Origin of the sequence: Nostoc sp. DedVER02, assembly GCF_034530675.2 — a bacterium.
In the GTDB taxonomy this organism is placed as follows: Bacteria; Cyanobacteriota; Cyanobacteriia; order Cyanobacteriales; family Nostocaceae; genus Nostoc.
Genome location: NZ_JAVRCP020000014.1, coordinates 167,708 through 179,218, shown reverse-complemented (window position 1 = coordinate 179,218; position 11,511 = coordinate 167,708). Strand labels below are relative to the sequence as shown.

Genomic DNA, 11,511 nt, shown 5'->3' with positions numbered 1-11,511 from the left:
GACTCATAACAAAATTACTAAATGCACCCATCTATAAGTTTGACGTAGTTTGGCGCATCTTCATACAGAATTGGTATGAGGCTATATCTACCCCAATGGGCGAGGTACTGCAATGCCATATCCCTGTGCGTAATCAATTCCTAGTGCCGTAATCCGCTCTAAAATCGCGTCATTTTCCACAAACTCTGCGATCGTCTGAATACCCATGACACTACCAATCTGCGTGATAGCTGTGACGATCGCATTATCCAGAGGATTATCGACAATGTTACGAATAAAGCTCCCGTCAATTTTGAGGTAATCCACAGGCAGAGACTTGAGGTAAGCAAACGACGACATCCCCACCCCAAAATCGTCCAGCGCGAAGCGACAACCCATCCGTTGAAGTGACTGAATAAACTGCTTGGCTTTGAGCAGGTTAGCGATCGCCACACTTTCGGTAATCTCAAAACAGATGCGTTGAGGTGAGATGGGGTATAAGGTAAACTGCTCATACAGGAAGTCAATGAACTGATCGTCATTGATGCTAGAGCCAGAAAGGTTAATGGCATAGATGCTTTGTTCATCGCCAACGACTCTTGTCCAATTGCTGAACAGAGTCCGAATTACCCAGCGATCGATCAGGTGCATCAAGTTGTAGCGTTCTGCTGCTGGAATAAACGCCATCGGCTGCACTAAATTTCCCTGCTCATCCCGAAGCCGCAGCAAGACTTCATAATGGTCTTCGTTTTGATCTGCCGGGGCGATACCTTCTCTACGAGAGGCTTTGCCAACGGTGAGCTTCGCTAACGCAGCAATCTTTTGAGCATAGAGACAAAACCAATCACTTTCTAAAGCTTGAGAAATGCGACTGGCCCACTGCATCTCGCCGCGCTGTTGCAGTCGCTCTTGGTCGTCAGTCTGAGCAACATACACGCGATTGCGCCCCCGATTTTTTGCGGCATAACAAGCTGCATCAGCCGTACTGATAATTTCTGCAAGGCTCTCGCTATGCGCGTCAATACCAACCAAGCCGATACTTACTCCAATTGAGAATACCTGCTTTTCCCAAACAAAGCGGAACTCTTGAACACACGAAAGCAGATCATTGGCGACTCGTAAAGCTTGCTCTGGCATACACTGATTGAGTAATACGCCAAATTCATCGCCCCCTAAGCGTGCCAGTGTGTCAGTTTTCCGAATCTTTTCCTGCAATAGGGCAGTAATTTGACACAGTAATTCGTCTCCAGCCAGATGACCACAGGTATCATTGACAATTTTGAAGTGATCGAGATCCAAATAGCACAACGCATGAACCTGGTAGTCTAACTTGGCAAGCTGTAATGATTGTTCAACGCGCCGCTCAAATTCCTGGCGATTCACCAATCCGGTTAAGGGATCGTGGCTTGCCTGCCAGGATAGCTGACGCGCAAGCTTGCGGTTCTGAGTCACGTCATGAAACACCATAACCCCGCCAATAACTTCTCCCTCACGATTGCGAATGGGCGCGGCTGAATCTTCAATGGCAATCTCTTGACCATTTCGAGCAATTAAGACGGTATGGTTTGCTAAACCCACAATTCGATTTTCCTGTAATGCTAGGTCAATTGGGTTCGGAACTGGCTCGCGTGTAATTTCATGCACAATTCTAAAGACTTCTCCTAACGGCAACCCTTGTGCCCATGCTTCAGTGCATCCAATCAGAGATTCTGCAATGGGATTGAGGTATTGAATCCTGCTAAAGGCATCTGTGGTTATAACTGCATCTCCAATGGATTGCAACGTCACCTGAGCTAATTCTTTTTCTTGAAAAAGTGTTTCTTCTATTTCCTTGAGGGCTGTGATATCGCGTCCCACTGATTGAAATTCGATAAAGCATCCTTGCTCGTCAAACAGCATTCGGTTATGCCACTGAGTCCAACGCACCTCATTTGCCACAACCACGCGATTCTCACTGATGACTACAGGATTATCAATACTAATTGAAGCGACTAATTGAGCAACTCGCTCCCGATCTTCCTCAAAGATAGCCGGTTGATAGCGGCTGCCGATCAATTCCTCTAGCGATCGCCCAAAATAAAGTGCATAAGCTTGGTTGACAAAGGTGAGTGTGCCGTCTGGTAAATATCGGGTGATGAGTTCAGTCTGATCTTCGACAATGGCACGGTAGCGAATCTCGCTTTCTTTCAAAGCAATTTCTGCTTGCTTGCGATCGCTGATATCAATCACCACACCTAACATCCGTACAGGTTTACCTGCTTCGTTGTAAATACTGCGTCCTTTTCCAACCAGCCAGCGTATCTTGCCATCGGGATGAATCACCCGATATTCAGCTTCATAATTAGTATGCTGAGTCAGGGCATTGAATATAGTCTGTTCAACTCGGTCAATATCCTCTGGATGAACAGCATCGCGCCATAACTGATATGTAGCTGATGACGTTTCTGGTTCTAATCCTAACAAGCGATAGTGGTTGTCGTTCCAGATAACTGTCTTCTGAAACAAATTCCAATCCCAACTACCGATATAGTTAAATTCCATTGTCAGCCTGAGTTGTTCTTCACTTTTGGCTAAGGCTATTTCTGCTCGTTGGCGTTCTTCTTCGATCCGCTTCTTGGGAGTAATATCCGTAACTCGTACCAAATTCATCACTCGGTCAGCAACCCTAATTTGTTTGATTGCCATGTTTCCCCAAAAGCAATTGCCCTGCTTAGTGAAGTATTCAATTTCCCGACTCCACAACCTTTGCTGGCTAATTTGTCTGACGATGGTAGTTAGTTCATCAGAAGTAAACTGCTCTTTTTGTAGAGCTTGACCTTCAATACCAATGAGTTCAGCTTTACTTGAGGCTGCAAATAGTTCTACTGCGCGATTATTACAGTCAATGGTCAGTAACGTTTCTGTATCTATCAAAAAGAGCGCATCAGCAGATTCGTTAAAGACAGCTTCTAGCAAGTCACGGCTTTTGGTGATTTCTAACTCGCTTTCTTTGCGTTCTGTAATATCTAGAATAGCTCCATACAGTCTAACAGTCTTACCCTCGGTATCATAAGCTACCTCTACTCTTAACTCCAGGTAGCGCAATGAGCCATCAGGTCGGATAATGCGAGATTCAAGATTGAAAGGGGTTTTATTGGCGATCGCTTTTAATAGATGCCTCTGCAACACTGGTCGGTCTTCTGGGTGAACCATCTGGAGAAATGTAGCCTGTGTCGGTGCTGATTCAGCAGGATTTAAACCAAAAATGCGGAAGGTTTCGGCTGACCAAATTTGTTTTTGAGACTCTAAGTACCATTCCCAACTGCCTAGATGGGCAATCTTTTGAGCAGTAGTTAGGAGCGTTTCACTGCGTCGGAGTTCTGCCTCGGCTTGTTTGCGTTCGTTGAGTGCGGCTTGCCGTTCTGTAACATCTTGGGCAGTCCCATAGAGGCGAATTACTTTTCCATCCGCGTTAAATTCTGCATGTCCAATCCCCTCAATATAAATAATAGACCCGTCAGTTTGAGACGCACGCAAGATGAGTTTGTAGGATTCACCAGTTGACATTGCCCGTTCAACGGCTCGGGCTAATTTTCCGGCATCTTCTGGGCAGTACAATTGCAGATTTTCTTGGTAGTTCGGCCCAAGAAGTGCGGGATCTCGATTGAAGAGGGCGAAAAGCTGCTTTGACCAGGTAATTTTGCCCGTGGCAATATCAAATTCCCAATTACCGAGACGAGCAACTTGCTGAGATTCTTCTAATAAGGCTTCACTCTTGCGTAGTGTTTCTTCACCACGTTTGAGGTCGGTGACATCCACCACCAACCCATCCCAAACCACCCTTCCATCCTCGAATCGGCGTGGCGTAGAACGAAAATGGAGCCATTTAAGCAGACCGCTAGGCGTTTGGATTCGCACTTGTATATCAAACACCGAGAGATTCTGCCAAGATTCATCGACTGCTGCTTGGAAAAGTGGTACATCTTCTGAGATAAACTGGCGATAGAGCAAACTTGAATCTTTGAGTGCATCTTCTGCCCTGACTTCCATCAGTCTTTCAATCCCCGCGCTTATATAAGAAAAGCGATCGCTGCCATCAAATTCGCGGATTACCTTATAAATTGCCCCATTGGGCAGATTATCGCCAATTCTCCGCAACATAGCTTCACGCTCTTGTAATGCGAGTTCTGCCTGTTTGCGTTCGCTAATTTCCCGCTCCAGTTCTCGATTACCTGCCTCCAGTTGTGCAGAACTGGGTAAAGCAAGTGCTTTTAGCATCAAAGGTATAAGTTCACAAGCTGTGTACAGTGAAACTATGGCTGTAATAGCTTTGATTAAACCGCTCAACCAATAAGTTTGATACCAGAGCGTCAAAATGTCCATGACGTGAGTAGTACCACAAGTAACAATAAATATTGCAAATAGGACAAACACCCACTTGAAAGGAAAATCTTGGCGCTTGCGGACAAAATAAGGTAGTGTGATGGGAATGGAATAATAAGCAAGCGCCATCAAACTATCGGATACAATATGCAATCCCACTAATGCTGGTTTCCAAAGATAGCAATGACCGTGGGGAATAAACTGTTTATAAGCAAGAAGGCTTTTAGGAAATTCCAGCATCAATCAAGTGTCTCAAGTATTTAGTTGTTAATTCTACTTATATTTTTAACCGATGTATTTGTAATTTCCTGTAATTATACGTATAGCACAAACAGAAATATATAATGTTATTTATGACCTTTTCGTGTCTGAGTGCTTTTTTTGTTACAAGGCGCTCCGCGATTCGTTAAGACTAGATTGCCCAGATATCGGAGTTCTATCATGTCTGCTTCAAGATTCAGTAGTTATTTTTTCTGATTGAGTTGCTACTGGTTTTAAACGCTGTTGTTGGTAAAAGTACACAATTTTTTTCACATAGTCAGCAGTGAAACCTTTGTCACAACCTTTATAACTACCAGTCATCCACCAACAAGCTACGCCACGCACAGATGCAATTTCATTATTGTTGGTGGCGCGGAACTGATTGGTTAACTCACGGCGGGTAATGCAAGAGACGACTTGACGAGCGATCGCAGGGCTGTTTTCAAACTGCGTCGGTGTCAGTTCTCGTTTGAGACAAGTTCTTGACCAGCCTTTGAGGGTTTCTGGTTTAACTTGCCATTCGCTGTAATATCCATCGTTAGGATTTTTTGTCTGCGGTGCAGCTTGTCGCAATGCTTCTACCATCGCCGCAACTTGGGCATCAGAAACCCGCACAGGCTGCTGTGCTTGAGCTAACAATGGCAATAGTCCGAAGCTGACAATAACTCCGTTGAGTAGTAATCCTACTATGGGGTTTTTGATCATGAGGTAATACCAATTCAATTAATGATTGCAACACATCCTTGGATCAAGACGCGATGAATCGCGTCTCTACAAATGGTCTATTTTTCGCATTCTTTTTTCCAATTGATATAACATCTTATGTGTTCTGATGGACAGATTAACGACCTACTAAATTTTCTATAGTATCAGCATCATTGGGTAATGCAGCTGTTAAAACTTCGCTACCTTCTGATGTCACTAAAACATCATCTTCAATGCGGATTCCGCGGACATCGGCGAATTCAGATAAACGCTGCCAGTTCACCACATTTTGATATATTGAGCGAACATTCGCATCATTTAAAATTGCTGGTACTTGATAAAAACCAGGTTCAATTGTGACTAACATTCCTGGGCGCAGGGGACGATTTAAACGTAGGTAGCCTAAGCCAAAGCGATCGCTCCTAGAACGTCCCTCTTCATACCCAGCTATATCTCCCAAATCTTCCATATCATGGACATCTAAACCCAGTAGATGACCAATACCATGAGGGAAAAACAGCGCGTGGGCATCCATCTCTACTAAATCTTGCGGATTTCCTTGGAAAATACCTAACTCTACTAAACCTTCAGCTATAACTGTGGCAGCTAGTAGATGAATATCTTCATACTCTACACCAGGCTGTATTTTGGCAATGCAAGCATCATGAGCCGCTAGCACAACATTATAAATATCTCTCTGGGTAGATGAAAACTTACCGGAAACTGGCCACGTGCGAGTTACATCACCTGCCCAACCCATCTCAGTTTCAGCGCCAACATCGGCAAGCAGTAAGTCACCTGGTTGTAGAGGGTGGTGATACTGCTCGTTATGCAAAACTTCGCCATGAACGGTGACAATACTGTTGTAGGAAGTAGTCATGTTATGGGCAATAATTACCCCTTCCATCGCTGCGCGAACTTCTGCTTCTAGCTTGGCTTGAGGTGTTGCTGCCATCCCAGCTTTGTGTGCTTCAACGGTGACAGCAGCAGCTTTTCGCAACTCGGTTAATGCAGCTTCATCGTGGGTGAGGCGGATAGAAGCGATCGCTTTGGCTAAGTCTAAATCAATTCCTTGGGGAGGACTTTGAGGTAAAACCCATCTATTTAATAGCTGCGATTGTTGCGTCCATGTCGCTGCATCTTGGACGGCAAGTGTGACGGCATCTTCTACCCAAGATTCTAATTCTGCCATTGGCCTTGCCACATCTGCCCCAATGTTCTGCGCTATTTCCTCGCGCGTTGGCGTTTCTCCATGCCAAAGGGCGCTGCTGGGTGATGGATCGTCGATGAATAGTTCTAGCCTGCCTGCTTCTAAACGAATTGCCGCATTTGATAATGGCAGTCCGGCAAAATAGAGGAAATGACTGTTAGCACGAAACGGAAAGGGATTTGCCGGAAAGTTGCGCGGACTGTTGCTACCCGACCAGAGAATTACGGGAAAATCAATAAGGTTAGCTAGTCGTTGCCGTCGCAGGCGTAAATTATCGACGAGGGAAGCAGAAGTTTGTGGAATCAGCATAAATAGAAACTTCAGGTTATGGTTTTGCCTTTATTTAATCGTTATCGTCTTTCTCGTCTTTGTCATCGTGTTTATTATCTTTGCGATCGCTATGTTTGTCATCATCATCTTTATCCTTCTGCTTTACCTCATTAGGCTGTTGAGTAGTTTGGATAACTGGTTTTTGTTGCTCAGTTGGAGCAGATGGTTGTGGTACCTCAATAACACAACTAACTAATCCTCCAGAAATTAGCGCTAAGTTGACAGTGGCAAAGATGCTTCTGAAGATTTTTCTCATCATCCTAGTTTTTGGAGATTGTATTCTTAATTTATCAGGTACTGTATATGGCAATATGCTTGGGTTAAGAAGAATCGTAGGTTGGGTTGAACTTTAGTGTTACCCAACAAAGCTTTGATAATGTTGGGTTTCGTTTCTCAACCCAACCTACACCAGTTTTACTGATAATTATATTGCCGTCTAATTTTCAAGGTGACTCTAATGGGACAAACCATTACTCAGGTTGATGCTTTTACCAATAGACCTTTTGCAGGCAATCCTGCTGCTGTCTGTGTTTTGCCCACTCGCCAAAACGAACGCTGGATGCAGAATGTAGCACAGGAGATGAATTTATCTGAGACGGCTTTTCTAGTTAGACAGGATGATGGCTTTAATCTGCGTTGGTTTACGCCCACGGTGGAAGTACCGCTTTGTGGTCATGCAACTTTAGCTAGCGCTCATGTACTTTGGTCAGAAGGGCATTTATCACCTGATGAAGTTGCGCGTTTTTACACCAAAAGCGGAGTGCTGATTGCTAAGTTACAAGGTGAATGGATTGAGTTAGATTTCCCTGTGAATCACTCACAAGAAACAGTCGCCCCACGAGAACTCAAACAAGCTTTGGGTGTACCTTACAAATCTATTTTCTTAAATTCTCTTGGCTATTTAGTGGAATTAGAATCTGAAGATTTGGTACGGCAAATACAGCCAAATTTCCAAATACTGAAAACATTGCCTACTTCTGAGATTATTGTCACCAGCCTTACCGATTCTGATTCTGAATATGATTTCGTCTCTCGCTTTTTTGCGCCGGGTTTAGGGATTGATGAAGATCCTGTGACTGGAGCGGCTCATTGTTGCCTTGCTCCTTTTTGGCGCGATCGCTTACACAAAGATGAGTTATTGGCTTATCAAGCATCCCAGCGTGGTGGAGTCGTAAAAATCCGCTATAACGGAGGCGATCGCGTCTTACTCGCGGGACAAGCGGTAACTGTTATGCAAGGTGAGTTAATTACCGCATAAACCTAGATTACAAATCAATCGCATCCGGTAAAAACTCAGCATTGAGAACTTAGACAATTGGATAAGCCTATCCTAATGTTAGTCAATACAATGGCATTGTTAGTCAAAACAATCCTAATGTTAGTCGATACAATGGCATTGTTAATCAAAACAATCCTAATGTTAGTCGATACAATGGCATTGTTAGTCAAAACAATCCTAATATTAGTCGATACAATGGCATTGTTAGTCAAAACAATCGCATTGTCAGGCGATACAATAGCATTGTTAAGCCAAACAATCGCATTGTCAGACGATACAATGGCATTGCAGTAGGTTGCATTTAGATGTGAAACGTTTTTGCAGGGTAGCAGTAAAAAACGCCAAAATTGAAAGGTTTAGATACCCAAGTTTTTAGATAAGTTAGGTATATCGTTGTTCACCAATGATTTAGGATTGCTGTATACCTGAGTGAACATAGCCTATATTTAGTTTTAAAATGTCTACTAAAAATACAAATAATCGAAATCTGCTCGCATCTCGTGACTGGCCAATCGAGCAATTACCTGGATTAAGCCACGAAGAACAATCACAACTGCAAAATTGTGGGATCGATACCACAGTGGCGCTAGTCAAACAAGGCAAGACTTTAGAGGCACGACTGGCGTTAGCAAATAAATTGCAGATTCATCTTCAGTATGTAAATAAATGGATGGCTTTAGCTGACTTAGCGCGTATTCCCAGCGTAGGCGTGCAATATTGTGGTTTATTGCTTCACGCAGGTATTGGTTCTGTAACCCAGTTGGCACAGACACCCACTCACAGATTGCACCAACAAATCATGCGCTTGCAAGTAGCAACAATGCAGCGACGAGATTTGTGTCCAGCAATCGAGCTAGTACAACAATGGAGTCAGCAAGCGAAAATAGTGCTGAGTGGGGAATAGGGAATAGGCAGGGAGCAGGGGGCAGGGGAGCAGGGGAGCAGGGGAGCAGGGGAAGAAAGAATAACTAATGACTAATGACTAATGACTAATCCTTAGCTAAAACACCATTAAGGAAGATATCAGCGAGTCCTTCGGCCATTTCCTGCATTTCTTGAGGAGAAGCGTCAGGTTCCATGATGGTGTTGTTAGAAAAACCTGCGATCGCAAACATTCCTAAGAAAACTTTGGCAACTAGCTTTGCGTCTGTTTTGCGATAAATGCCTTTATCCATTGCTGTTTGAAAGAATGCTTCGCCGACATCAGTCATTTTGGTAATCACTTCTAATTGAATGCGATCGCGTAAATCGGGGTGAAATTGCACTTCCATAAAACAAACGCGCATTAAATCGGAATTTTTTTGAAAGTTCCACATCCGCCGACGCATCACTTGAGCTACGGCTTTATAGCTGCCCATTTCACTTAATTCTGTTAGCAAATCTGTTAGAATCTCTACCCAGCCATTCGTAGCTACTTCTACCAAAATTGCTTTTTTATTGGGAAAATGACGAAATAAAGTACCTTCAGCTACACCTGCCGCCTGCGCTAAATCACGGGTGGTAGTACCATCAAATCCTTGAGAAGCAAACAACCGTTGTGCTGCCTGTAAAATCCGGGTGCGCGTCTGAGCTTCTGAGGGTGGGGAAGAATTAAAAACTCGCATAAAAGTTTTGGTAATATTTGCGGAACACGATTTGTAGCATTATTGTCTAACGTCAAGTAAAAAAGCTCAACAAGCTTAATACAACATTAACGTCCTTTTGCTAAGTATCCTGTTTCTCAGGTAGTGTAACTTTATCTCAATTTTTGCTTATGAACCAGATCGGTCGGTCAATTTTAGATTTATTACGGCGGTTGTTTGTCACTTTGTTGGCTTTGATAGTTTTCTGGTGGGGATTACTACCAGAAATTGCTCTAGCTCAAACTCAAACTGCACCTCCTCAAGAAGCCAAAACTCAAACTCCACCAGTTCAAAGTTCGATCCAACCTTATCTGGATCGAGTCATTAAACAGTTAACGGAGTTTCGTCTTGACAATGGTCTAAAATTCATTGTCTTGGAACGACATCAAGCGCCTGTAGTTTCTTTTCTTACTTATGCAAATGTCGGTGGTGTGGATGAGCCAGATGGTAAAACCGGTGTAGCTCACTTTCTGGAACATTTGGCGTTTAAAGGTACAACGCGCATTGGCACACAAGACTACAAAGCAGAAAAACCACTGCTAGAGAAATTGCAGCAGTTAGATACTCAAATTAAAGCAGCAAAAGCCGATGGCAAAAAAGATGAAGTTGCGCGGTTAGAAACTGAATTTAAACAAGTAGAATCACAAGCAGGTAAGCTTGTCAAGCAAAACGAATTGGGACAAATTGTTGAACAAGCGGGAGGTGTGGGTTTAAATGCCAATACTTCAACCGAAGCTACTCGTTATTTTTATAGCTTTCCTGCCAACAAGCTAGAACTTTGGATGTCGCTAGAGTCGGAACGGTTTCTCGATCCGGTAATTCGTCGTGAGTTTTATAAAGAGAAAGATGTAATTTTAGAAGAACGACGGCTGCGGGTAGAGAATTCACCCATTGGACAAATGGTAGAAAAGTTTATCGATACTGCTTATAAAGTCCATCCTTACAAGCGTCCGGTAATTGGTTATGACCAAGATATCCGCAATCTGACACCAGATGATGTCCAGAATTTCTTTGATACTCACTATGTACCAAGTAATTTAGCGATCGCAATTGTCGGAGATGTTAACCCGACTGAGGTGAAAAAACTAGCGCAAGCTTATTTTGGCCGCTATAAAGCAAAAACCAAAGCTGTTGAACAAATCCCGGTGGAACCGCCACAAAAACAAACACAGGAAGTTACTGTACAACTACCTTCCCAACCTTGGTATTTAGAAGGTTATCATCGTCCGGCAATTACTGATCCAGATAATGCAGTCTATGAAATCATTGGCAGTTTATTAAGTGATGGGCGCACATCGCGGTTATATAAGTCTTTGGTAGAAAAACAGCGTTTGGCGTTAAATGCTCAAGGTTACAGTGGATTTCCTGGAGATAAGTACCCAAATCTGATCTTTTTCTATGCTCTTACGGCTCCTGGTCATACAGTTGATGAAGTAGCGGTGGCTTTGCGCCAAGAAATTGACAAATTAAAAACTGAGCCTGTAGCGGCGGTTGATTTGGAACGGGTGAAAACCCAAGCACGGGCGGGTTTGTTGCGTACCCTCGATTCAAATATGGGGATGGCTCAACAATTGTTGGAATATGAGGTGAAAACTGGCTCTTGGCGGAATTTATTTAAGCAGTTGGATGATATTTCGGCGGTGACGACGGCAGATATTGTGCGAGTAGCGAAGGAGACGTTTACGCCGGAGAATCGCACGATTGGTAAGTTGTTGTCGAAGGAAGGATAAGAGAAAGGAACCGCCAAGTCGCCAAGGGCGCAA

General features: G+C 43.7%; 9 protein-coding genes. 4 read left to right on the top strand and 5 right to left on the bottom strand.

Going from position 1 to position 11,511, the window contains the following annotated elements; genetic code table 11:
• Window positions 1–87 precede the first annotated feature (87 nt).
• The 4 genes from RMZ41_RS16425 to RMZ41_RS16410 form a co-directional block, all read right to left on the bottom strand.
• Window positions 88–4,581 (bottom strand): bifunctional diguanylate cyclase/phosphodiesterase, encoded by a 4,494-nt coding sequence (locus RMZ41_RS16425; RefSeq protein WP_322640919.1) that lies wholly within the window; start codon window positions 4,579–4,581, stop codon window positions 88–90.
• A 210-nt stretch (window positions 4,582–4,791) separates the two neighbouring features.
• Window positions 4,792–5,307: a hypothetical protein gene (locus tag RMZ41_RS16420; protein ID WP_322640918.1), complete on the bottom strand. Its 516-nt coding sequence runs from the start codon at window positions 5,305–5,307 to the stop codon at window positions 4,792–4,794.
• A 136-nt stretch (window positions 5,308–5,443) separates the two neighbouring features.
• Entirely contained in the window at window positions 5,444–6,826 is a 1,383-nt protein-coding gene (locus tag RMZ41_RS16415) for an aminopeptidase P family protein (RefSeq protein WP_322640917.1), read from the bottom strand.
• Between the two features lie 34 nt (window positions 6,827–6,860).
• A complete protein-coding gene (locus RMZ41_RS16410) occupies window positions 6,861–7,106 on the bottom strand; it encodes a hypothetical protein (protein WP_322640916.1) in 246 nt (81 codons plus the stop codon).
• 198 nt (window positions 7,107–7,304) lie between these two features.
• Here RMZ41_RS16410 and RMZ41_RS16405 point away from each other — a divergent pair, with 198 nt between their 5' ends.
• The 3 genes from RMZ41_RS16405 to RMZ41_RS16395 all read left to right on the top strand — a co-directional run bounded on the left by RMZ41_RS16405 (window position 7,305) and on the right by RMZ41_RS16395 (window position 9,030).
• Window positions 7,305–8,105, top strand: coding sequence for a PhzF family phenazine biosynthesis protein (locus RMZ41_RS16405; protein ID WP_322640915.1), 801 nt, complete (start codon window positions 7,305–7,307; stop codon window positions 8,103–8,105).
• 57 nt (window positions 8,106–8,162) lie between these two features.
• Window positions 8,163–8,420, top strand: a complete 258-nt coding sequence (locus RMZ41_RS16400) for a hypothetical protein (RefSeq protein WP_409875440.1) — start codon at window positions 8,163–8,165, stop codon at window positions 8,418–8,420.
• A gap of 163 nt (window positions 8,421–8,583) precedes the next feature.
• Entirely contained in the window at window positions 8,584–9,030 is a 447-nt protein-coding gene (locus tag RMZ41_RS16395; protein ID WP_322640913.1) for a DUF4332 domain-containing protein, read from the top strand.
• Between the two features lie 85 nt (window positions 9,031–9,115).
• Here RMZ41_RS16395 and RMZ41_RS16390 read toward each other — a convergent pair whose 3' ends face one another.
• Window positions 9,116–9,730 carry a TetR/AcrR family transcriptional regulator gene (locus tag RMZ41_RS16390; RefSeq protein ID WP_322640912.1) on the bottom strand — a complete coding sequence of 205 codons (615 nt, stop codon included), beginning with the start codon at window positions 9,728–9,730 and terminating at the stop codon, window positions 9,116–9,118.
• Window positions 9,731–9,879: 149 nt separating this feature from the next.
• Here RMZ41_RS16390 and RMZ41_RS16385 point away from each other — a divergent pair, with 149 nt between their 5' ends.
• A complete protein-coding gene (locus tag RMZ41_RS16385) occupies window positions 9,880–11,478 on the top strand; it encodes a pitrilysin family protein (RefSeq protein WP_322640911.1) in 1,599 nt (532 codons plus the stop codon).
• The last annotated feature ends 33 nt before the right edge of the window (window positions 11,479–11,511 follow it).

What these genes read in the sequence shown, in the direction of transcription:
- RMZ41_RS16410 (WP_322640916.1), bottom strand. Translation starts at nt 7,106, where the DNA reads ATGATGAGAAAAATCTTCAGAAGCATCTTTGCCACTGTCAACTTAGCG.
- RMZ41_RS16415 (WP_322640917.1), bottom strand. Translation starts at nt 6,826, where the DNA reads ATGCTGATTCCACAAACTTCTGCTTCCCTCGTCGATAATTTACGCCTG.
- RMZ41_RS16385 (WP_322640911.1), top strand. Translation starts at nt 9,880, where the DNA reads ATGAACCAGATCGGTCGGTCAATTTTAGATTTATTACGGCGGTTGTTT.
- RMZ41_RS16420 (WP_322640918.1), bottom strand. Translation starts at nt 5,307, where the DNA reads ATGATCAAAAACCCCATAGTAGGATTACTACTCAACGGAGTTATTGTC.
- RMZ41_RS16390 (WP_322640912.1), bottom strand. Translation starts at nt 9,730, where the DNA reads ATGCGAGTTTTTAATTCTTCCCCACCCTCAGAAGCTCAGACGCGCACC.
- RMZ41_RS16405 (WP_322640915.1), top strand. Translation starts at nt 7,305, where the DNA reads ATGGGACAAACCATTACTCAGGTTGATGCTTTTACCAATAGACCTTTT.
- RMZ41_RS16425 (WP_322640919.1), bottom strand. Translation starts at nt 4,581, where the DNA reads ATGCTGGAATTTCCTAAAAGCCTTCTTGCTTATAAACAGTTTATTCCC.
- RMZ41_RS16395 (WP_322640913.1), top strand. Translation starts at nt 8,584, where the DNA reads ATGTCTACTAAAAATACAAATAATCGAAATCTGCTCGCATCTCGTGAC.